Annotated in this window: 24 protein-coding genes and 1 tRNA gene; 17 read left to right on the top strand and 8 right to left on the bottom strand. The window is 62.1% G+C overall.

Annotated elements, in window-relative coordinates; genetic code table 11:
• The first annotated feature begins 50 nt into the window (after positions 1–50).
• From DNK89_RS08760 to tatC, 4 genes are all read left to right on the top strand, one after another.
• Positions 51–407, top strand: a complete 357-nt coding sequence (locus DNK89_RS08760) for a histidine triad nucleotide-binding protein (protein ID WP_015012693.1) — start codon at positions 51–53, stop codon at positions 405–407.
• A gap of 106 nt (positions 408–513) precedes the next feature.
• The gene (tatA, locus tag DNK89_RS08755; RefSeq protein ID WP_015012694.1) at positions 514–756 is read left to right on the top strand and encodes a Sec-independent protein translocase subunit TatA; all 243 of its coding nucleotides are present in this window, start codon (positions 514–516) and stop codon (positions 754–756) included.
• Positions 757–808: 52 nt separating this feature from the next.
• Complete coding sequence (gene tatB, locus DNK89_RS08750) at positions 809–1,273, top strand: Sec-independent protein translocase protein TatB (protein WP_015012695.1); 465 nt, start codon at positions 809–811, stop codon at positions 1,271–1,273.
• 59 nt (positions 1,274–1,332) lie between these two features.
• Entirely contained in the window at positions 1,333–2,127 is a 795-nt protein-coding gene (tatC, locus tag DNK89_RS08745; protein ID WP_110959728.1) for a twin-arginine translocase subunit TatC, read from the top strand.
• A 350-nt stretch (positions 2,128–2,477) separates the two neighbouring features.
• On the opposite strand, the gene DNK89_RS08740 is transcribed toward tatC, so the two are convergent.
• The gene (locus DNK89_RS08740; RefSeq protein ID WP_110959727.1) at positions 2,478–3,626 is read right to left on the bottom strand and encodes a Do family serine endopeptidase; all 1,149 of its coding nucleotides are present in this window, start codon (positions 3,624–3,626) and stop codon (positions 2,478–2,480) included.
• A 137-nt stretch (positions 3,627–3,763) separates the two neighbouring features.
• Between DNK89_RS08740 and DNK89_RS08735 the strand changes: the two genes are divergently transcribed.
• Positions 3,764–4,537 (top strand): Nif3-like dinuclear metal center hexameric protein, encoded by a 774-nt coding sequence (locus DNK89_RS08735; protein ID WP_110959726.1) that lies wholly within the window; start codon positions 3,764–3,766, stop codon positions 4,535–4,537.
• 123 nt (positions 4,538–4,660) lie between these two features.
• Positions 4,661–5,689, top strand: coding sequence for a 4-hydroxythreonine-4-phosphate dehydrogenase PdxA (gene pdxA, locus DNK89_RS08730; protein ID WP_110959725.1), 1,029 nt, complete (start codon positions 4,661–4,663; stop codon positions 5,687–5,689).
• 186 nt (positions 5,690–5,875) lie between these two features.
• Here the strand turns inward: pdxA and mscL are convergent, their stop codons facing one another.
• Entirely contained in the window at positions 5,876–6,304 is a 429-nt protein-coding gene (gene mscL / locus DNK89_RS08725) for a large conductance mechanosensitive channel protein MscL (RefSeq protein WP_015012700.1), read from the bottom strand.
• A gap of 145 nt (positions 6,305–6,449) precedes the next feature.
• On the opposite strand from mscL, the gene petA reads away from it, so the two are divergent.
• The 6 genes from petA (at position 6,450) to DNK89_RS08695 (ending at position 10,678) form a co-directional block, all read left to right on the top strand.
• Positions 6,450–7,049 carry a ubiquinol-cytochrome c reductase iron-sulfur subunit gene (gene petA / locus DNK89_RS08720; RefSeq protein WP_015012701.1) on the top strand — a complete coding sequence of 200 codons (600 nt, stop codon included), beginning with the start codon at positions 6,450–6,452 and terminating at the stop codon, positions 7,047–7,049.
• A gap of 11 nt (positions 7,050–7,060) precedes the next feature.
• Positions 7,061–8,476: a cytochrome bc complex cytochrome b subunit gene (locus DNK89_RS08715; protein WP_015012702.1), complete on the top strand. Its 1,416-nt coding sequence runs from the start codon at positions 7,061–7,063 to the stop codon at positions 8,474–8,476.
• Positions 8,477–8,493: 17 nt separating this feature from the next.
• The gene (locus tag DNK89_RS08710) at positions 8,494–9,255 is read left to right on the top strand and encodes a cytochrome c1 (RefSeq protein ID WP_015012703.1); all 762 of its coding nucleotides are present in this window, start codon (positions 8,494–8,496) and stop codon (positions 9,253–9,255) included.
• Positions 9,256–9,356: 101 nt separating this feature from the next.
• Positions 9,357–9,968, top strand: a complete 612-nt coding sequence (locus tag DNK89_RS08705) for a glutathione S-transferase N-terminal domain-containing protein (protein ID WP_005794209.1) — start codon at positions 9,357–9,359, stop codon at positions 9,966–9,968.
• Positions 9,969–10,020: 52 nt separating this feature from the next.
• Positions 10,021–10,554: a ClpXP protease specificity-enhancing factor gene (locus tag DNK89_RS08700; RefSeq protein WP_110959724.1), complete on the top strand. Its 534-nt coding sequence runs from the start codon at positions 10,021–10,023 to the stop codon at positions 10,552–10,554.
• Between the two features lie 48 nt (positions 10,555–10,602).
• Positions 10,603–10,678 (top strand) — tRNA-Thr (locus tag DNK89_RS08695).
• Between the two features lie 40 nt (positions 10,679–10,718).
• On the opposite strand, the gene DNK89_RS08690 is transcribed toward DNK89_RS08695, so the two are convergent.
• Positions 10,719–11,018, bottom strand: coding sequence for a hypothetical protein (locus DNK89_RS08690; RefSeq protein ID WP_015012705.1), 300 nt, complete (start codon positions 11,016–11,018; stop codon positions 10,719–10,721).
• A 32-nt stretch (positions 11,019–11,050) separates the two neighbouring features.
• Here DNK89_RS08690 and DNK89_RS08685 point away from each other — a divergent pair, with 32 nt between their 5' ends.
• The 5 genes from DNK89_RS08685 to DNK89_RS08665 all read left to right on the top strand — a co-directional run bounded on the left by DNK89_RS08685 (position 11,051) and on the right by DNK89_RS08665 (position 17,637).
• A complete protein-coding gene (locus tag DNK89_RS08685; protein ID WP_110959723.1) occupies positions 11,051–12,034 on the top strand; it encodes a M23 family metallopeptidase in 984 nt (327 codons plus the stop codon).
• 137 nt (positions 12,035–12,171) lie between these two features.
• On the top strand, positions 12,172–14,928 hold the full coding sequence (secA, locus tag DNK89_RS08680) for a preprotein translocase subunit SecA (RefSeq protein WP_110959722.1): 2,757 nt from the start codon (positions 12,172–12,174) through the stop codon (positions 14,926–14,928).
• Between the two features lie 96 nt (positions 14,929–15,024).
• Positions 15,025–16,254: a bifunctional glutamate N-acetyltransferase/amino-acid acetyltransferase ArgJ gene (gene argJ / locus DNK89_RS08675; RefSeq protein WP_110959721.1), complete on the top strand. Its 1,230-nt coding sequence runs from the start codon at positions 15,025–15,027 to the stop codon at positions 16,252–16,254.
• A 62-nt stretch (positions 16,255–16,316) separates the two neighbouring features.
• On the top strand, positions 16,317–17,189 hold the full coding sequence (locus DNK89_RS08670; RefSeq protein ID WP_110959720.1) for an ATP-binding protein: 873 nt from the start codon (positions 16,317–16,319) through the stop codon (positions 17,187–17,189).
• Complete coding sequence (locus tag DNK89_RS08665; protein WP_203422237.1) at positions 17,167–17,637, top strand: NUDIX domain-containing protein; 471 nt, start codon at positions 17,167–17,169, stop codon at positions 17,635–17,637. The genes DNK89_RS08670 and DNK89_RS08665 overlap by 23 nt, the downstream gene beginning before the upstream one ends.
• Before the next feature lie 117 nt (positions 17,638–17,754).
• Here the strand turns inward: DNK89_RS08665 and DNK89_RS08660 are convergent, their stop codons facing one another.
• The 5 genes from DNK89_RS08660 to DNK89_RS08640 all read right to left on the bottom strand — a co-directional run bounded on the left by DNK89_RS08660 (position 17,755) and on the right by DNK89_RS08640 (position 21,639).
• Positions 17,755–17,973, bottom strand: a complete 219-nt coding sequence (locus tag DNK89_RS08660; protein ID WP_015012711.1) for a DNA gyrase inhibitor YacG — start codon at positions 17,971–17,973, stop codon at positions 17,755–17,757.
• A 102-nt stretch (positions 17,974–18,075) separates the two neighbouring features.
• On the bottom strand, positions 18,076–18,831 hold the full coding sequence (gene zapD, locus DNK89_RS08655; protein ID WP_015012712.1) for a cell division protein ZapD: 756 nt from the start codon (positions 18,829–18,831) through the stop codon (positions 18,076–18,078).
• Between the two features lie 85 nt (positions 18,832–18,916).
• The gene (gene coaE, locus DNK89_RS08650; protein WP_110959719.1) at positions 18,917–19,537 is read right to left on the bottom strand and encodes a dephospho-CoA kinase; all 621 of its coding nucleotides are present in this window, start codon (positions 19,535–19,537) and stop codon (positions 18,917–18,919) included.
• 9 nt (positions 19,538–19,546) lie between these two features.
• Positions 19,547–20,419, bottom strand: a complete 873-nt coding sequence (locus DNK89_RS08645) for an A24 family peptidase (RefSeq protein WP_110959718.1) — start codon at positions 20,417–20,419, stop codon at positions 19,547–19,549.
• The gene (locus DNK89_RS08640) at positions 20,419–21,639 is read right to left on the bottom strand and encodes a type II secretion system F family protein (RefSeq protein WP_110959717.1); all 1,221 of its coding nucleotides are present in this window, start codon (positions 21,637–21,639) and stop codon (positions 20,419–20,421) included. Before DNK89_RS08640 ends, DNK89_RS08645 begins: the two co-directional genes overlap by 1 nt.
• Between the last annotated feature and the right edge of the window lie 19 nt (positions 21,640–21,658).

Here is a 21,658-nt window from a genome sequence, read left to right as displayed (position 1 = left end):
GGTTGCTTTGCACCTGTGCACCACTGATTCCTTTTGCTCCGATCCTTCCCATGCACGATCCGAACTGCCTTTTCTGCAAAATCATCGCGGGCCAGATTCCTTCCAAGAAGGTCTATGAGGACGAAGAAATCTTCGCCTTCCATGACATCCACCCGTGGGCGCCAGTGCACTTTTTGATGGTGCCCAAGCTGCATATCCCTTCCATGGCACAGGTCACCCCGGAGCACGCTGGCGTGCTGGGGCGCATGATGGCGCTGGCGCCGAAGCTGGCGCTGGAGCAGGGCTGCAACCCGTACCCGGATGGTGGCTTTCGCGTCGTGGTAAACACGGGGCTTGAAGGTGGGCAGGAAATCCACCACCTGCATATCCACGTGATGGGCGGACCCCGCCCGTGGCTCAAAGGCTGAACCAGGCTGACGATCGGGGCAGATACAGAGGTGCCGGCATGTCCCGGCATTGAACTCCTGTCACGCCCCCCGTCTAAAATGATTGCAATTCGTTAGGAGATATTTCATGGGCTCTTTTTCCATCTGGCACTGGCTGATCGTGCTGTTGATCGTTGTGATGGTGTTCGGTACCAAGAAGCTCAAGAACATGGGCTCCGACCTGGGCGGCGCCGTGAAGGGCTTCAAGGACGGCATGAAGGACGGCGCTTCGGACGCCCCCGCTGCGGCCACGCCCCCCGCTGGCCAGGTGGCCAACAGCCAGGCTGCCGACAAGACCACCATCGATGTCGAAGCCAAGCAAAAGAGCTGAGCGGGTGCCTTTGACCTGCAGCCTTTGCCTGCCTTGCACGGGCGCCTGATCCATGATTGATATTGGTCTGTCCAAAATGGCGCTGATCGGTGCCGTGGCGTTGATCGTCATCGGCCCCGAAAAGCTGCCCCGCGTGGCCCGCACCGTCGGCACCTTGCTGGGCAAGGCGCAGCGCTATGTCTCCGACGTGAAGGCGGAGGTCAACCGGTCCATGGAGCTCGACGAGCTCAAGAAGATGAAGGACACGGTGGAGAACGCCGCGCGCGACGTGCACAACACCATCCAGACCAGCGCCAGCGAGTTCGAGAAAGACTGGAACGAGGCCATCGATTCCAGCAGCAACGCCGATCTGCGTGAGCAGGCGGCCGTGGTGCCTGCCTACAAGCACCCCGGCAAGAACTGGCGCCTCAAACGCGGCGCGGTGCCCCAGTGGTACAAGGCGCGCAGCGGTGTGCGCACCAAGGCACAGTCTGGCGCAGCCCGCGTAGCACGCTACCGCCCCCAAAAATTCCACTGACGCAGCCTGCCGCGCCCCCTGCGCTGCATGGGCGGCCTTGACGCCCACGAAAACCCACCATGTCCGAAACCCCCTCCAAAGAAGACGAACTGGCCGGCACCGAGCAGCCGTTCGTACAGCACCTCATGGAGCTGCGCGACCGCCTGGTCAAGGCCATGATCGCTATCGCCATTGCGGCGGCGATCCTGTTCTTCTTCCCGGGCCCCGGCGCGCTGTACGACTTTCTGGCCGCCCCCCTGGTGGCTCATCTGCCCAAGGGAGCCACGCTGATCGCCACCTCGGTGATCTCGCCCTTCATGGTGCCGCTCAAGATCTTGCTGATGTCGGCATTCCTGCTGGCGCTGCCCTTTGTGCTGTGGCAGATCTGGGCTTTTGTGGCGCCCGGCCTGTATTCGCACGAGAAGAAGCTGGTGCTGCCGCTGGTGATTTCCAGCACGCTGCTGTTCTTCGTGGGAGTGGCGTTTTGCTACTACCTGGTGTTTGGTCAGGTGTTTGCGTTCATCCAGAGCTTTGCCCCCAAGAGCATCACGGCCGCACCTGACATCGAGGCCTACCTGAGTTTTGTGCTGTCCATGTTCCTGGCGTTCGGCATGGCCTTTGAGGTGCCGATTGCCGTGGTGGTGCTGGCACGCATGGGCATCGTGAGCGTTCAGAAGCTGCGCGAGTTTCGCGGCTATTTCATCGTGCTGGCCTTTGTGGTGGCTGCCGTCGTGACGCCGCCCGATGTGGTGTCGCAGCTGTCGCTGGCCGTGCCGATGTGCCTGCTGTACGAAGTGGGCATCTGGGCCGCGCAGATCTTCATCAAGCACACCCAGGCGCCCGAAGAGCCTGGCGAATCCGCTTCCGCATCCTGACCCTCTGGCCTCGCAGGCGGGCGGGGCTGCGACGGGGGGATGCGCAGATCACGTCTCTGGGGCTCCGCCCAGGCTGTGAAAGCGAAGATTCAATAAAAACAGCCGCAAGCGCCAGTTTTATATACGCTTGCAGCTATCATTTTCATAGTGCTGCGTGGAGTTGGCTGCACACGCGTTGGCGTGACATGAGCCATCCGATACCTTCGTGCTGGCCTGTGCTTCACTCCCGCCTGACCTTGCACCAGGGCCATCGAGGCTGTCACCCTTCGCCAACCTCGCCCCACACTCCGCCGCATTGACGGCTTGTCCCCGGCGCTGGTGAGGCCGATCCGGGCTTGCTAGCTAAGACGTCAGCGCCTCACATTGCGCTGGGGCCGGGGGCGTACGCCCGGGTTGATACTCAGCTCCACCCGCTTGTCGGCCCGTTGCACATCAAACGCCGCCGCCTGGCCGGGCTTGAGCGCTGCCACAGCGGTCAGCAGCTGCGACACATTGCTCACGGCCTTGCCATCCACCTGCACGATCACGTCGCCGGGCCGCATGCCGGCCTGGGCGGCGGGGCCATCCTGCAGCACGCCGGTGATGATCACGCCCTCGGTGGCCTTCTTCACGCCAAAGGTTTCGGCCAGTTCGGGCGAGAGTTCGTTGGGCTCCACACCGATCCAGCCGCGTGTGACCTGGCCGTCCTTCACGATGCCATCGAGCACCATGCGGGCCGTGGACACGGGGATGGCAAAGCCGATGCCCATGCTGCCACCTGAGCGCGAGTAAATCGCGGTGTTGATGCCCATGAGGTTGCCGTTCACATCGACCAGCGCGCCTCCCGAGTTGCCGGGGTTGATGGCTGCGTCGGTCTGGATGAAGTTCTCGAAGGTGTTGATGCCCAGCTGGCTGCGGCCCAGCGCGCTCACGATGCCGCTGGTCACGGTCTGGCCCACGCCGAAGGGGTTGCCGATGGCCAGCACCTGGTCGCCCACGTCCAGGGCGTCGGAGTTGCCCAGCACGATGACGGGCAGCTTGTCGAGTTCGATCTTGAGGATGGCCAGGTCGGTGTCGGGGTCGGTGCCGATCACGCGCGCACGGGCGCGGCGGCTGTCGGTAAGGGTCACCTCGATCTCGTCTGCGCCTTCGACCACATGGTTGTTGGTCAGGATGTAGCCCTCGGGGCTCACGATCACGCCGCTGCCCAGGCCTGCCTGCGCCTGGCTGCCCTGGTCGCCAAAGAAGAACTGGAACCACGGGTCGTTGCTGCGCGGGTGGCGCACTTCCTTACTGGTGTTGATGCTGACCACGGCTGGCGCCGCCTTGCGCGCCGCACCGCTGAAGCTGCCCGCCGCGGGCTGGGAAGGTGAGGTGGCGGGGGCCTCCAGGAGCGCAATGCCCGCCCCGGAGCGCGTGGTGCCCCGGCCCAGCCATTCAGGCTGGAGCGTGGCGACAACAAAGTAGGCCGCAACGAGGACCGTCACGGACTGGGAAAACAGCAGCCAGAGTCGCTTCATGAAAGGTGCTTACCGGTGGTGGTACAGGGTGGGCGATGGAGGCGGGCCCTGCAGATTCGCCTGGGCGGCCCGGTGTATTCCTCCAGTGCGGGATTGTCTCCCAATGTGGGGTGCGGAGGGCGCGCCACAATAGCGGCATGAGCATTCACCGCAGTCAACTTTTGCAGGCGTTTGACAGCCTGCTGCAACCCGAGCGCTTCAAGGACTACGGCCCCAACGGCCTGCAGGTCGAGGGCAAGGCCGAGATCCACCGCGTGGTGAGCGGCGTCACCGCCAGCCGTGCCCTGATCGAGGCCGCCATTGCCGCCCGCGCGGACGCGATCTTTGTGCACCACGGCCTGCTCTGGCGCGGGCAGGACGGCCGCATCACGGGCTGGATGAAGCAGCGGCTGCAGCTGCTGCTGGCACACGACATCAACCTATTTGCCTACCATCTGCCGCTCGATGCCCACGCTGAACTGGGCAACAACGCACAGCTGGGCCGGGTGCTGGGTTTTGCCGCCGATGCACGGTTTGGCGAGCAGGACCTGGGCTTTGCGGCGCCCGCTGCCTTTGAAAATGCCCAGGCCGTGGCCGACCATGTGGCCCAGGTGCTCGGACGCTCAGTCACCCTGGCGTCTCCGGGCGATGTGGGTGGTGATGCCGCTGCACAGCGCCCCGTGCGCCGCGTGGCATGGTGCACGGGCGGCGCGCAGGGGTATTTCGAGTCGGCCATTGCCGCGGGGGCGGATGTTTTCATCACTGGCGAAATCTCCGAGCCCCAGGCGCATCTGGCGCGCGAGATGGGCGTGGGCTTCATTGCTGCCGGGCACCATGCCACCGAGCGGTATGGCGCCCCCGCAGTGGCGGCCCATGTGGCAGAACAGTGCGGGCTGAGCCACCAGTTCATCGAGATCGACAACCCCGCCTAGCCCACGGCGAAAAACCGCACAACAAGGCGTCGAATTGTCAGGTTGTGTGGTTCATTTGCTCACTTATTCGTAGCTAATGGCGCTTGATCAACTGGCGCTAGAGGCACTTTTGGCTTCAAACCCATGCAACCCATCGCCATCACCCAGGGGGACCCCGCCGGCATCGGCCCCGAGATCGTGGCCAAGGCTTTTCGGGATGCACCCGATGCGCTGCGCCATTGTTTTGTCGTCGGTGACGTGGCCACTGTGCGCCGCGCCGCGGGCGTCATCACACGCCCCGGCGTGCCCGGTGTGCCCGTGGCGCAGATCGCGGCACCGGGCGAAGCGGCGGACGCTCCGCCCCGCTGCATCCCTGTGCTGCAACTGCCCGGTATCCCGGGGCCCCAGCCTTGGGGCGAGATCAGCGCCGCCGCCGGCCGTTCTGCGGCGGACAGCGTGGTCTGGGCCGCGCGCGCCGCGTTGCGGGGGGAGGTGGCGGCGCTGGTGACGGCACCGTTACACAAGGAGGCGCTGTCCGCAGCCGGGGTCGATTTTCCGGGGCACACGGAGCTGTTGCAGGCAGAGGCCGCCGCGCACCAGGGCGTGTCGCTGACCCAGATGCCGGTGCGCATGATGCTGGCCAATGACGAGCTGCGCACCGTGCTCGTCAGCATCCATGTGTCGCTGCGCGACGCGATTGCGGCCGTGACACAAGACAACGTGCTGCAGACGCTGCACATCACCCACACGGCCTTGCAGCGCAGCCTGGGCCGCGTGCCGCGCATCGGTGTGGCGGGGCTCAATCCCCATGCGGGCGAGGGCGGACTGTTCGGTCGCGAAGAGCTGGAGGTGATCGTTCCGGCCATTGCAGCCGCGCGTGGCGCGGGGTTGGACGTGCACGGCCCCTTTGCGCCCGACACGGTGTTCATGCGCGCTCGCAGCACGCCGCAGCGCGCGGGCGAATTCGACGTGGTGATTGCCATGTACCACGACCAGGGCCTGATCCCGGTGAAGTACCTGGGGGTGGAAAAGGGCGTGAACGTGACGCTGGGCCTGCCCCTGGTGCGCACCAGCCCCGACCATGGCACGGCGTTTGATATTGCGGGGCAGGGCGTTGCAGACGCCTCCAGCCTGATCGAGGCGGTGCGCATGGCGCGGGCACTGTGCGGTTGATGTCGGTCGCCGAGGCTTTACAGCCTGGCGCTGATCGAAATCAAATGAACGGCTGAAAAAGTGGGTGCCTGCCCGGGCGCAGCAGGGCCCCCAAGCTGTCCAGAAAAGCCAACGCCACCGGCGGCTGGTCGTGGCAGCGCAGCGGTGACGTGTTGCGCGGCCGCCAGGGCCGCTTGCCCAGGGGGGCTACTTCTTCAGGCTGTCGCGGATTTCGCGCAGCAGCACGATGTCTTCGGGGGGAGCCACCGGTGCGGCGGGGGCGGGAGGGGCTTCGCGCTTGAGACGGTTGATCTGCTTGATCATCATGAAGATGATGAACGCCAGGATCACAAAGTTGACCGCCACGGTCAGGAAGTTGCCATAGGCAAACACGGGCACGCCCGCTTTTTTCAGGGCATCGAGCGTGGTGCCCGTGCCCGGGGGCACGGTGCCCAGCACGATGAACAGGTTGGAGAAATCGAGCTTGCCAAAGACCAGCCCTACCACGGGCATGATCAGGTCCGCTACCACCGAATCCACGATCTTGCCAAAGGCACCGCCAATGATGACGCCCACCGCGAGGTCAATCACATTGCCCTTGACCGCGAACTCCCTGAACTCTTGCATCATCCCCATGTAGTTTCTCCTTGTAAAACGGTGATGGGCGAGTATTGCCCGGTTCGTCCCTCTGTCAAGGCAGCAAACCACTTGGAAATAACCATTTTCACTCCGCTACAATTCGCGGTTGACCCCAATCTAGCGATGTTCATCGAGGATCCCCATGAGTGACACTCCAATCGACTCCAGCAAGCGGACGTGGATCATCACGTCAGCATGTGCTGGTGCGGTGGGCGGCGTGGCAACCGCCGTTCCTTTCGTGAGTACTTTCCAGCCCTCAGAGCGTGCCAAAGCCGCTGGTGCTGCAGTCGAGGTGGATATCTCCGCCCTCAAACCTGGAGAAAAGGTCACTGTGGAGTGGCGCGGCAAGCCCGTCTGGATCATCAAGCGCACGCCCGAGCAACTGGCAGAGCTGCCCAAGCTCGACGGCCAGCTCGCCGATCCCAAGTCGGAGCGCAAGCCCTCCGAACTCACGCCCGAGTACGCCCGCAACGAGGCGCGTTCGATCAAGCCAGAAATTTTTGTGGGTGTGGGCATCTGCTCGCACTTGGGTTGCTCGCCCTCCGACAAGTTCCAGCCCGGTGCACAGCCTTCGTTGCCCGATGACTGGAAGGGCGGCTTCCTGTGCCCCTGCCACGGCTCCACGTTCGACATGGCGGGCCGCGTCTTCAAGAACAAGCCAGCCCCCGACAACCTCGAGGTGCCTCCGCACATGTACCTGTCCGATACGCGCCTGCTGATCGGTGAAGACAAGAAGGCTTGACGGAGAACGACATGGCCCACGAATTCAAAGAAATCTCGCCGAACGCCTCCGCAGGCGCCAAGGTCACCAACTGGTTCGAGAACCGGTTCCCGACGGCCTTTGACGCATACAAGGTCCACATGTCGGAGTACTACGCTCCGAAGAACTTCAACTTCTGGTACATCTTCGGCTCGCTCGCGCTGGTCGTGCTGGTGATCCAGATCGTGACCGGCATCTTCCTGGTCATGCACTACAAGCCGGACGCCAATCTGGCGTTTGCCTCGGTCGAGTACATCATGCGCGATGTGCCCTGGGGCTGGCTGATCCGTTACATGCACTCCACGGGCGCCTCGGCGTTCTTCGTGGTGGTGTATCTGCACATGTTCCGTGGCCTTATCTACGGCAGCTACCGCAAGCCGCGCGAGCTGGTCTGGATCTTTGGCTGCGCGATCTTCCTGTGCCTGATGGCTGAGGCCTTCATGGGTTACCTGCTGCCCTGGGGCCAAATGTCCTACTGGGGCGCCCAGGTGATCGTGAACCTGTTTGCGGCCATTCCCTTCATCGGTCCGGACCTGGCCCTGCTGATCCGTGGCGACTACGTAGTGGGCGACGCGACGCTGAACCGCTTCTTCAGCTTCCACGTGATTGCTGTGCCCCTGGTGCTGCTGGGCCTGGTGGTAGCGCACTTGCTGGCGCTGCATGACGTGGGCTCCAACAACCCCGACGGTGTGGAAATCAAGGGCCCCAAGGCTCCCAAGGATGCCAACGGCAAGCCGCTCGATGGCGTGCCCTTCCACCCTTACTACACGGTGCACGACATCTTCGCGCTGAGCATGTTCCTGATGGCATTCACAGCCGTGGTGTTCTTTGCTCCCGAGTTCGGTGGTTACTTCCTCGAATACAACAACTTCATCCCTGCGGATCCGCTCAAGACCCCGGCCCACATTGCCCCGGTCTGGTACTTCACGCCGTTCTATTCGATGCTGCGTGCCATCACCACCGAGATGATGTACGTGCTCGTGTTGTGCGTGGTCGCTGGCGCCGGATTTGGCGTGCTCAAGGCCAAGCTGCCCAGCTTTGTGAAGGCGGGTATCGCCGGTGCGGCCGTGGTGGTCATCGCCATGATGCTGTCCATCGATGCCAAGTTCTGGGGCGTGGTGGTGATGGGTGGCGCTGTGATCATCCTGTTCTTCCTGCCCTGGCTGGATCACAGCCCCGTCAAGTCGATCCGCTACCGCCCTGACTGGCACAAGTACCTGTACGGCGTGTTCGTGATCATCTTCCTGATCCTGGGCTACCTGGGGGTGCAGCCACCATCGCCGATCGGCGAGCGGGTGTCGCAAGTCGGAACGCTGTTCTACTTCGGCTTCTTCCTGCTGATGCCCTGGTGGAGCCGCATCGGTGAAACCAAGCCCGTGCCTGACCGCGTGACCTTTGTGGCGCACTGAGCCTGGAGATAACAACAATGAAGAAAATCATCCTCACGTTGATCGCCGCTGTGGGTCTGGTCGCCGGTGCTGCCCATGCGGCAGGCGCTGACACCATTGCCTGGGACAAGGCGCCCAACAAGACCAACGACCTGGCCTCGCTGCAAAACGGCGCCAAGATCTTCGTCAACTACTGCCTCAGCTGCCACTCTGCTGCGTTCATGCGGTTCAACCGCCTGCGCGACATTGGCCTGACGGAGCAGCAGATCAAGGACAACCTGCTGTTCACCACCGACAAGGTGGGCGAGACCATGAAGGCGTCGATCGACCCGAAGCAGGCCAAGGAGTGGTTTGGGGCCAACCCGCCCGACCTCACCGTGATCGCACGTTCGCGTGCAGGCCACGGCGGTACAGGGGCTGACTATCTGTACACCTTCCTGCGTACCTTCTACCGCGACGACACCAAGGCCACGGGCTGGAACAACCTGGCTTTCCCCAGCGTGGGCATGCCCCATGTGCTGTGGCAAATGCAAGGCGAACGTCGTCCCGTGTTTGAAGAGCACGAGAGCCATGGCCACAAGACCCAGGTGTTCAAGGGCTGGGAGCAGATCACTCCCGGCACGATGACGCCGCTGCAGTTCGACCAGAACATTGGCGACTTGGTGAACTACCTGCAGTGGATGGGTGAGCCCGCGCAAAACATCCGGTGGCGCGTCGGCGTCTGGGTGCTGATTTTCCTGGGCGTGTTCACCGTCATCGCTTGGCGCCTGAACGCCGCGTTCTGGAAGGACGTCAAGTAAACGCCAGATCCATCCCCAGCACCCCGCGGGGTGCCATTGGATTTATTGCAGAGTGGGCGCTTTTGGCGTCCCACTCTTTTGATTTTTAGGAGCCTCCCACCATGATGGTGCTTTATTCGGGTACGACCTGTCCCTTCTCCCACCGCTGCCGTTTTGTCCTGTTTGAAAAGGGCATGGACTTTGAAATCCGCGATGTGGACCTGTACAACAAGCCCGAAGACATCAGCGTGATGAACCCGTACGGCCAGGTGCCCATCCTGGTCGAGCGTGACCTGATCCTGTACGAGTCGAACATCATCAATGAGTACATCGATGAGCGTTTTCCTCACCCCCAACTGATGCCCGGTGACCCGGTGGACCGCGCCCGCGTGCGCCTGTTCCTGCTCAACTTCGAGAAGGAACTGTTCGTGCACGTGAACACGCTCGAGTCGCGCGCCACCAAGGGCAACGAAAAGGCGCTGGAAAAGGCCCGCGCGCACATTCGCGACCGCCTGACGCAGCTGGCTCCCGTGTTTCTCAAGAACAAATACATGCTGGGCGACAACTTCTCGATGCTGGACGTGGCCATTGCCCCACTGCTGTGGCGCCTCGACTACTACGGCATTGACCTGTCCAAGAATGCGGCTCCGCTGCTCAAGTACGCAGAGCGCATCTTCTCGCGCCCGGCCTACATCGAAGCGCTGACGCCGTCCGAAAAGGTCATGCGCAAGTAAGCAGCGGCCTGCAGACTTCACTTCTTCCATTGCAGCCGTAACAACGCCATCCATGACCGCACAGGAATCGACCTCCACGCGCCCCTATCTCATTCGTGCACTCTACGAATGGTGCACCGACAACGGGCTGACGCCTTATGTGGCGGTGCGTGTGGACGATTCCGTGCAGGTGCCGCGCGAGTATGTGAAGGACGGCGAAATCGTTCTGAACATCAGCTTTGATGCCACCAGCGCGTTGCAGCTGGGCAATGAATTCATCGAATTCAAAGCCCGATTTGGCGGCAAGCCCCGCGAAATCCTGGTGCCCGTGGGCCGTGTGATTGCCATCTATGCCCGCGAGAACGGTCAAGGTATGGCGTTTCCGCCCCCGGTGGATCTGCTGTCTTCTGCTGAAGGGGCTCCGGCAGCACTGTCTGCGGCGGGGGCTCCTGCTGCCGCGCCAGCGGAGGAGGCGCCAGCAGCCGCTGAAGATCGCATTGTGCAACTGGTGGGGGTAGAAGACGGTCACAAGGACGATGGGGGCGATGCGCCCCGGCCTCCGCCTTCTCAGGGTGGCACGCGTCCCTCGCTGAAGCGCATCAAATAACGGGTTTTCAAATTTCGGGCGGTTTTTACAGGATAAAATACTGCCTTCGCCGGTTTAGCTCAGTTGGTAGAGCACCCGCCTTGTAAGCGGTAGGTCGTCAGTTCGATTCCGACAACCGGCACCATCTTGCTTCTTTTCGCATTCCCTGGCCCCGACGCTTGCCGTCAGGTTTGAACTTTCAGGCGAATCGCGTTAACCTCCCACCCCCGACTGCGTAGATGCGCCTGCAAAGCAGGCAGCAGTTGGCGTATTTTTGCCGCCGCAGCGTTGCTCTTCACCAGCAGGCACCAGCTGTCCCCGTCGATGGGACCCGCCTGAACTGCGGGGCGCAGCGCGGCGGGGATCAGCAATTCAATGGCCTTGAGCCGATCACTGGAGTCGCGTGTCAGCGCTGTGAGCCTGGCCAGTGTGGGGGATTCCTCGCTGGCCTGCTGCAGGGTGACGGCGTAGTGGCGGCGATTCATGGCGTAGCGTCTTCGGGCTTGGAGTATGGACAGTGCACTTGATTATCACGGACGCCAGGCTGGCGCGCAGCCGGGCCATTCATTTGTCTGGCACACGCCTGGTACTGGCGGGGCTTGCGGTATCGCTTTGCTTGATGGTAGTGGCGGCAGGGCTGTACCACTGGGTGTTTCTGAAAGGCGCGCGTGAGGGTTGGCCCATTGTGGGCTCGCTGGTGCGTCTGGTGGTCAAGGACGAGTTTGCGGAGCGTGACCGTTTTATGCGCGCCAACCTGGACGCCATGGCCCGGCGCGTGGGTGAAATGCAGGCGCGCATGGTGCAGCTGGAGTCCCTGGGGGACCGTGTGCTGGGCTTGGCAGGCATGGCCCCTGCGGACATCCCGAAGCAGGATGCGCGCGGCGGTGCCTTGGTGAGCGCTCGCAACCTCTCGATGGAAGAGCTGCAGGCCACGCTGGATGATCTGGAACGCCTGACCAATCAGCGTGTGGATCTGATGACGGTGCTGGAGTCCCGCCTGTTTGACCAGCACATTCGCAAGAAGATGATCCCGACCCATGCGCCCGTCACGGGGCGCGTGGCAGGTTCGGGATTTGGCTGGCGCGTCGACCCCATTACGGGGCAGTCGGCCTTGCACACGGGGCTGGATTTCCAGGCAGATACCGGCACGCCCATCTTGGCGGCCGCCGGGGGCGTGGTCGTGACCCAGGAATACCACCCCGCCTACGGCAACATGGTCGAGGTAGACCATGGCAACCAGCTGGTGACACGCTATGCCCATGCCTCGCGCGTCCTCGTCAAACAAGGCGATATCGTGCGCCGTGGGCAAAAGATTGCAGAGATTGGCACCACCGGTCGCTCCACGGGACCCCATCTGCACTTTGAGGTGCTGGTGCAGGGGGTTTTCCAGGACCCGCAGAAGTTCCTGAATGCGGGCGGTACAGCCACCGGGGCGCAGGTCGCCGCGGTTCAGCCCTCCCCGTTGGCGGGACAGCCGGCTACCCCGGCAACGGGCAGGTAAAATCGCGGGTCCGGCGTTCTCTGCCCGCCGTTGCATTGCTTGCAATACCGGTCGCAGGACCCATCTGAACTCAATTCATCTTAGGGATTTCGGTCGCCTGACGCGCTGATGGCAGCGGGACAGGCGGTCCTGTTCGCATGGCCACCAACTTCCTCACCAAAATATTCGGCAGCCGCAATGACCGGCTTCTCAAGCAGTACCGCAAGACGGTGAACCGCATCAATGCGATGGAGCCCGAGTACGAGAAGCTGTCGGACGAGCAGCTCCGGACCAAGACGCAGGAGTTCAAGGACCGCGTGGCCAAAGGCGAGTCGCTGGACAGCATCCTTCCCGAAGCGTTTGCCGTGGTGCGCGAGGGCTCCAAGCGCATCATGAAGATGCGGCACTTTGATGTGCAGCTGCTGGGCGGCATGGCGCTGCACTTCGGCAAGATCGCCGAAATGCGCACTGGCGAAGGCAAGACCCTGACGGCCACACTGCCGGTGTACCTCAATGCCCTCTCGGGCAAGGGCGTGCACGTGGTGACTGTGAATGACTACCTCGCCAATCGCGACGCGCAGTGGATGGGGCGCCTGTACAACTTCCTGGGCCTCACGGTGGGCATCAACCTGCCCAACATGCCCCGTGAGGAAAAGCAGGCGGCGTACCGTGCTGATATCACCTATGGCACCAACAACGAATACGGCTTTGACTACCTGCGCGACAACATGGTCTACGAGGCGCAGGACCGCGTGCAACAGGGGCTGAACTACGCCATCGTGGACGAGGTGGACTCCATCCTGATCGACGAGGCCCGCACGCCGCTCATCATCAGCGGTCAGGCCGAAGACCACACGGCGATGTACATCGCCATGAACAAGGTGGTGCCTCTGCTGGTGCGCCAGGAGGGCGAAGCCGACCCCCGCACGGGTGAGGGCGTGACCAAGCCCGGCGACTTCACTCTGGACGAAAAAACCCACCAGGTGTTCCTGACCGAGCAAGGCCACGAAACGGCCGAACGCATTCTGGCCTCGCATGGCCTGATCGCCGAAGGCGCATCGGTGTACGACCCGGCCAACATCACGCTGATGCACCACCTGTATGCAGCGCTGCGGGCCAACCACCTGTACCACCGCGATCAGCACTACGTGGTGCAAAACGGTGAGATCGTCATCGTGGACGAGTTCACCGGTCGCCTGATGTCGGGTCGCCGCTGGAGCGAAGGCCTGCACCAGGCCGTGGAAGCCAAGGAAGGCGTGAACATCCAGGCCGAGAACCAGACGCTGGCCTCTATCACCTTCCAGAACTATTTCCGCCTGTACAGCAAGCTCGCCGGCATGACGGGCACGGCCGACACCGAAGCCTATGAGTTCCAGGAAATCTATGGCCTGGAAACCATGGTCATTCCGCCCAACCGGCCCAGCAAGCGCGACGACCAGCTGGACCGCGTCTACAAGACCACGCGTGAGAAGTACGAAGCTGCAATCAAGGACATCCGCGAATGCCACGAGCGCGGCCAGCCTGTGCTGGTGGGGACCACGTCGATTGAGAACTCGGAAATCATCGACCAGCTGCTGAACAAGGAAGGCCTGCCCCACCAGGTGCTCAATGCCAAGCAGCACGCCCGCGAGGCCGATATCGTGGCCCAGGCGGGTCGCGAGGGCATGATCACCATCGCCACCAACATGGCCGGCCGTGGGACTGACATCGTGCTGGGCGGCAACATCGAGAAGGATGTGGCAGCCATCGAAGCCGACGAGTCCCTGTCCGAGTCCGAGCGCGCCGCCAAGGTGGCCGCGCTGCGCGAGCAGTGGAAGGTGGACCACGAGAAGGTCAAGGCGCTGGGCGGCCTGCGCATCATCGCCACCGAGCGCCATGAGTCCCGTCGCATCGACAACCAGCTGCGTGGCCGTTCGGGCCGCCAGGGTGACCCAGGATCGTCGCGTTTCTATCTGAGCCTTGACGACTCGCTGATGCGCATCTTCGCGGGCGACCGCGTCAAGGCGATCATGGACCGCCTGAAGATGCCCGATGGCGAAGCCATTGAAGCGGGCATCGTGACCCGCAGCATCGAGTCGGCCCAGCGCAAGGTGGAGGCCCGCAATTTCGACATCCGCAAGCAGTTGCTGGAGTACGACGATGTGGCCAACGACCAGCGCAAGGTGATCTACCAGCAGCGCAACGACATCCTGGACGCGTCTGACCTGTCGGATGTGATTGCGGCCATGCGCGAAGACTGCATGACCGATCTGGTGCGCCAGTACGTGCCCGCCGAATCGGTGGAAGAGCAATGGGATCTGGCTGCGCTGGAGAAGGCGCTCGCCGAAGAATGGCAGGTATCGATTGCGCTGCAGCAGGAAGTGCAGGGCGCCAATGCGATCACCGACGATGAAATCCTGGACAAGGTCTTGCAGGCAGCACATGCGGCCTTCAATGCCAAGGTCGAGCAGGTGGGCCGCGAGAACTTCACGCAGTTCGAGCGTGTGGTGCTGCTGCAGAACTTTGACTCCAACTGGCGTGATCACCTGAGCGCCCTCGACTATCTGCGCCAGGGCATTCACCTGCGCGGCTACGCGCAAAAGCAGCCCAAGCAGGAGTACAAGCGCGAGGCCTTCGAGCTGTTCCGCCAGCTGATCGACCAGGTCAAGAACGAGGTGACCAAGATCCTCATGACCGTGCAGGTGCAGTCGCAGGCGCAACTCGACCAGGCTGCGCAGGACATGGAGCAGCGCGCCGAAAGCATTGCCAACGTGACCTACACCGCACCCACCGAAACCGGCGAAGTGGAGACCACGGTGGATGCACAGACCGTGGCCCAGCAAGCGGTGCCTGAAGGCATGCGCGTGGGCCGTAACGACCCCTGCCCTTGCGGCAGCGGCAAGAAGTACAAGCAGTGCCACGGCAAACTGGCTTGATTTACTGATCCAGACAACACGGGCTTCGGCCCGTGTTTTCATTGGCGCGCCACGGTTTTCCGGATAATCGGCCGCAGTTTTTTGAGAAAGACCCCCATGCCCGTCAATCTAGTCGCCCCCGTTGCTGCCGATCTGCACCCCATCGCGGGCGTGCGCATCGGTGTTGCCGAAGCCGGTGTCCGCAAGGCCCACCGCAAGGACCTCACCGTGTTCCTGCTGGACGAGGGAGCCAGCGTGGCGGGCGTGTTCACGCAGAACCGCTTTTGCGCAGCGCCGGTGCAGATCAGCCGCGAGCATCTGGCCAGCGGCCAACCCATCCGCGCCATGGTCATCAACACCGGCAACGCCAACGCGGGCACGGGGGCAGACGGCCTGGCGCGTGCGCGCTCCACCTGCATTGCGCTCGCCCGCCAGCTGAGCGTGGCGCCCGAGCAGATCCTGCCGTTCTCGACCGGCGTGATCATGGAGCCGCTGCCCAACGACCGCATCGAAGCGGGACTGCCCGCCGCCATCGCCGACGCGCAGCCCGGCCACTGGGCGCGTGCCGCCGAGGGCATCATGACCACCGACACACAGCCCAAGGCATTCTCTGCGCAGGTGCAGATCGGTGGTGCCACGGTGTCCATCACGGGCATCAGCAAGGGCGCGGGCATGATCCGCCCCAACATGGCCACCATGCTGGGCTTCCTGGCCACGGACGCTTGCGTGGCCCCCGCCGTCATGCAGCAACTGGCGCGTGAACTGGCGGACGGCTCCTTCAACCGCGTCACCATCGACGGCGACACATCGACGAATGACTCCTTCGTGGTCGTTGCCACCAATAAGGCAGCGCATGCCCCCGTGACCTCGCTCGACAGCGCGGACGGCCAGGCCCTCAAGGCGGCGATGCTTTCGGTGTCGCAAAAGCTGGCGCAGGCCATCGTGCGGGATGGCGAGGGGGCGACCAAGTTCATCACGGTGCGGGTTGAGGGCGGCAAGACCGGTGAGGAGTGCCGCAAGGTGGCCTACGCCATTGCCCATTCGCCACTGGTCAAGACGGCCTTTTTTGCCAGCGACCCGAACCTGGGCCGCATCCTGGCGGCCGTGGGCTACGCTGGCATTGACGACCTGGACCAGACCGGCATTGACCTGTATCTGGACGATGTGCATGTAGCGCTGCAAGGGGGGCGGAACCCCGCCTATCGCGAAGAAGACGGCCAGCGCGTGATGAAGCAGAGCGAGATCACCGTGAGGGTGCTGCTGGGACGTGGAACCGCAGCAGACACGGTGTGGACCTGCGACTTCAGCCACGAGTACGTGACCATCAACGCAGATTACCGCTCGTGAGTTGGGTTTTGCTATCTTTGTGATAGCTGTTGAGGCATATTCCACTAGCGCATGTCGCCACAATGAACGAAAAATTTGAACGTCTGGTCGAGCGTGCTGAGCAGCTCATCGCCCGCATTGAGTCTGTGCTGCCCCAGCCGCTGGGAGCACCCGAATGGTCCACATCCATTGCCTGGCGCTACCGCAAGCGCAGCAGTGGGCATGGCACGCTGGAGCCCGTACGCCACGTGGGCGCAATGCGGTTGGCGGACCTCAAGGAAATCGATCCGCAAAAAGAAAAGATTGAGCGCAACACCCAGCAGTTTGTGCAGGGCAAGCCCGCCAACAACGTGCTGCTGACTGGCGCGCGTGGCACCGGCAAGTCGTCGCTCATCAAGGCCTGCCTGAACGCCTATGCGGCCGAAGGCCTGCGCCTGATCGAGGTGGACAAGGCCGACCTGACCGACCTGCCGGACATCGTGGATGTAGTGTCTGACCGGCCCGAGAAATTCATCGTCTTCTGCGATGACCTGAGTTTTGAGGACGGCGAACCAGGCTATAAGGCGCTCAAGTCGATTCTGGACGGCTCGGTGGCGGCGGCTACGCCCAACGTGCTGATCTACGCCACGAGTAACCGGCGCCACTTGCTGCCGGAGTACATGGCCGACAACCTCACCTACACCCACACCGAAGACGGCGAGGTGCACCCGGGCGAGGTGGTGGAAGAGAAGATTTCGCTGTCCGAGCGCTTCGGCCTGTGGGTCAGTTTCTACCCGTTCAGCCAGCAGGAGTACCTGACCATCGTGGCGCAGTGGCTGTCGTCGTTCGGTGTGCCCGCGCAGGCCATTGAGGAGGCGCGGCCTGAGGCGCTGGTCTGGGCGCTGGAGCGTGGCTCGCGCAGCGGCCGTGTGGCGTACCAGTTTGCGCGCGATTATGCGGGGCGCCATGGTGGCTGAAAATATCGCCCCTAGTGGCACGCCAGCCAGCACCGAACGCAAACACACCGAAGTGGCCGTGGGCATCCTGCTGCGCGCTGATGGCGCGATGCTGTTGTCTACCCGCCCGCCGGGCAAGCCCTACGCAGGGTACTGGGAGTTTCCGGGCGGCAAGCTCGAAGCGGGTGAGACGGTGGAGCAGGCCCTGCGCCGCGAACTGATCGAGGAGCTGGGCGTGACCATCGGCCCGGCCAGCGTCTGGAAAGTGACCGAACACGATTACCCCCATGCGCTGGTTCGCCTGCACTGGTGCAAGGTCTGGGAATGGACCGGCGAGTTCGAGATGCGCGAAGGCCAGGCCATGGCCTGGCAGCAAATGCCGATCACGGTGTCTCCCGTGCTGCCGGGTGCCTATCCGGTGCTGCAATGGCTGGCCGAGGAACGGGGTTTGCAGTCTGCGGTGGATTGAAATCTCCGCCTGTATGGGACTGATGTGCTATTGAATTAGTAGCTGCTCAGGCATGCAGTACTGGCGCTACCGCTGGTTTTGGACGAGATGGCTCTTGAACGGAGCCTGTAATCTTGGTCAATGCTGCTGGCGCGGGTCGCCATGGGGGGCGTCGTCTGGCGGCGCTTCGGTGGGCATGCGAAAGCTTTCGCTGGCCCACGCGCCGAGGTCGATCTGTTTGCAGCGCTCACTGCAAAAAGGGCGGTACACGTTCGCGGGGCTGTACACGCTATTGCCGCCGCAGCTGGGGCAGGTGACGATGCGCGCCTGCGGGGAGGGGGCTGGGGAGTGGGGCATCCTTGGGGTGATCCTCTTGCTCAAATCGGCCGGCCTGATCTTCAGCGGGCCTCGACGCTATGCAGTCTCTGGGCTTGGGCTAGGGCTAGGGCTTGCTAAGGCCTATGCGCACAGGGTCAGTTCAAATGCTGCGTCTTCGTTGCAGGCGTGCAAACGCCCATCAGCTTCCAGCCGCATGAGCCGTACCGAGACAATCAGACGGTTACCACTGATTTCCGGGATCAGGTTCAGGGTCGGGTCGATGCGAAGCCGCAGCAGCTGGAAGGTGCGGCCCTGGGGCAGGTTTTGCTGAAACTGCCCACGTTCGGCAGCCACCTTTTGGGGCACGCCTGAATCGCGCAGCAGCTTGAGCAACACATAGATCGACTCGGCAAGGGGGGCCAGGGTGGAAGCCCACTCTTCCAGCGCCTGCTGGCGCACTGCGGGAGTATGGTGCTGCCATGCGTAGTAGGCGGGCAGGTCAAAGCCGCAGGTCCCACCCGGAATGCCGATACGGCTGCGAATGCTCATCAGCCAGTCGTTTTCAGTCAGCGCGTGGCCCGACTTGCCGCTTTGGGTGTTGAGCGCCACGAAGCACCGGTCCAACTGGCTGATGACCGCGTCGAGCGCCGCTTCAGAAATGGAGGGGTTGCCCCGGTAGGCGTCGAGCTGGTGCTTGTGCTTTTCAATGTCCTTGAGCACATCCGACTTCAGATCGGCCCGGGCGGCCACGTCCATGATCTCGAAGATCGTGACCAGGGCGAAGTGGTGATCCAGTGCGTGGGGCCGGGGGATCAATTCCCCCAAGCGGCGGAACAGCTGCTCCAGCCGCAGGTAGGTTCTGAGACGCTCGTTAAAGGGGTATTCGTAAAGGATCACGCTGGCGGGTTCCTGGAGGCTCAGGCAGTATTCTGACGCCGGTAGCGCACGGCATGGGGCGAAAGCACAAACGGTTTCGTGCGCATCATAGCCCGAACAGTGTGGCCACTTGCCGTACCTCGGCCTGCAACTGCTCCAGTGTGCAGTGTGCTTCGTTGGCAATCACCACATCGGCCACCGCCCTGCGCGCTGAGCGCGTGGCTTGCGAGGCCATGATGCCTTGTACAGCTTCGGCGGACAGGCCGCTGCGCCGCATGACCCGCGCGATCTGGGTCTGCTCTGTGCAGTCCACCACTACCACGGCGTCAAGCTGACGAGCCCATCGCCCGGACTCTGTGAGCAGAGGAATGTCGTGCACGATCAATCCGGCGCCAGCCTGCAAGGCCTGCTCAATCCGTTGCTCGCTGTGCAGGGCCACCAAAGGGTGCACGATGGCCTCCAGCTGGCTGCGTGCTTCCGGTTGGCTGAAGGCCAGTTGCCGCATACGCGCACGGTCCAACGCGCCCGAGGCATCGACATACGCGTCACCAAAGGTACTTTGGATGGCTGGCATGGCCGCGCCCCCGGGCCCAGTCACTTCCCGGGAAATCTGGTCGGCATCAATCAGGGCAGCGCCAAGGGCTGCCAGCATCTGGCCCACGGTACTCTTGCCACTGCCAATGCCGCCTGTCAGTCCCACGCGCCAAGGCTGTCGGGAGGTTGCCATGGAGGTATGTCAGAGTCCGAAGAGCCCGAGCACTGTACCCAGAATGGCGTTGGGCCCAAACACCATCGCGGTGAGCCCTGCGCCGACCAGAAAGGGGCCGAATGGGATGTAGCCACCTTCACGCAAGCTGCTGAAAATCTTCATGGCGATCCCGACGATGGCGCCAATGACCGAAGACATCAGAATGATGGGCACCAGTGCCTGCCAGCCGAACCAGGCCCCCAAAGCCGCAAACAGCTTGAAGTCTCCGTAGCCCATCCCTTCCTTGCCGGTGGCCAGCTTGAATCCCCAGTACACCAGCCAGAGCGACAGATATCCTGCGGCTGCACCCATGACCGAGGCAAACAACGGCACATTCGTCCATTGCAGGGCCGACGCCAGCAACCCCGCCCAGAGCAAGGGCAGGGTAATGTCATCTGGCAAGAGTGTGGTGTCCCAGTCAATGAATGCCAAAACCACCAGAGCGGCGGAAAAGCCGCACCATGCCAACCCTGTGGGTGTCGCGCCCCAGCGGTGGATGCAGAAAAAGAACAGCGCACCTGTCGCCAGCTCGACCAGCGGGTAGCGGGGGCTGATGCGCGTCTTGCAGGACGAGCAACGCCCACGCAAGAACAGGTAACTCAAAACAGGAATGTTTTCATGCCACTCCACCACATGCCCGCAAGCCGGACACCGGGATCGAGGCGTCATGAGGTTGAAGGTGGGCTGCGTATCCTCGGGCGGCTCTTTGCCCTGGTTGGATGCCTCGACCTGCGCCAGTTCTGCCGCCCATTGCCTTTCCATCATTTTGGGAAGGCGGTAGATCACCACATTGAGAAAACTACCGAAAAGCAAACCAATCACACCGCCGATAGCAGCATCCAACCATGCTTCCAGCACCATTACACAACCTGACCGAGCTTGAAGATGGGAAGGTACATAGATACCACAATACCGCCGATGACCGTGCCCAGAAATACGATGATGATAGGTTCCATCAGGCTGGAAAGACCAGCGACCATGTCGTCAACTTCCGCCTCATAGAAGTCTGCGGCTTTACCAAGCATGTGGTCGATGGAGCCGGACTCTTCACCAATTGCACACATTTGCAGCACCATGGACGGGAAGATATTGGCATTTCCCATTGCTGCGGTGAGGCTGGTGCCTGTCGAAACTTCCTGCTGGATTTTGTCTGTCGCTAAGGAATACACCGAATTACCAGCTGCTCCACCAACTGAGTCAAGAGCTTCCACTAGCGGTACACCTGCCGCGAACATGGTGGATAGTGTCCGAGTCCAGCGTGCAACGCAGGACTTGTCGATCAAGGGGCCAAACACCGGGATACGGAGCAGAAGCCGGTCCATGAACATCTGCATCTTTTCATTGCGACGCCATGCCTGCATGAAAAAGAAAAAACCGCCACCGATCACACCAAAAATCAGCCACCACCATTTGACAAAAACTTCGCTAATTGCCATTACAAATAAGGTGGGTGCGGGGAGATCTGCGCCAAATGAAGTGAAAACCTCTTTGAAGGCTGGAATTACGAAAAGCATGATGACGGTCACCACAATGAAAGCCACAATCACCACAGAAATAGGGTACATGAGGGCTGATTTAATCTTTGATTTAATCGCCTCAGTTTTTTCCATATAAGTGGCCAATCGATCTAATAGGGCCTCCAAAATGCCAGCTGCCTCGCCCGCTTCCACCAAGTTGCAATAAAGGCTGTCAAAGTACATGGGGTACTTCCTGAAAGCCCCGTTGAGGGATGTACCCGTTTCGATATCGGATCGTATATCGTTGAGCAGTTTTGTGACGCTGGCATTTGTGTTGCCACGCCCCACAATATCAAAAGCTTGCAACAGTGGCACGCCTGCCTTCATCATGGTCGCCAGTTGCCGTGTAAATAGCGCAATATCTTTGGGTTTGATTTTTTTACCCGAGCGCATGCGTCGTTTTTTGATTTTGGTTGGAAAAACGCCTTGACGACGTAATGTCGCCTGCACTTGGTTTTCCCCAACAGCACGGATTTCGCCGCGAACTATCTTGCCGTGGCGATCCTTCCCTTCCCATTCAAAAACAAAATCCTTGATATCTCTTGTTGATGCTGCAGTCGCCATGGTGCCCTCGTCAATGGAT

It is taken from the genome of Acidovorax sp. ST3 (assembly GCF_003231145.1).
Classification (GTDB): domain Bacteria; phylum Pseudomonadota; class Gammaproteobacteria; order Burkholderiales; family Burkholderiaceae_C; genus Acidovorax.
The sequence above is the reverse complement of the archived record's forward strand: the minus strand, read 5'-3'. Positions and strand labels throughout refer to the sequence as shown.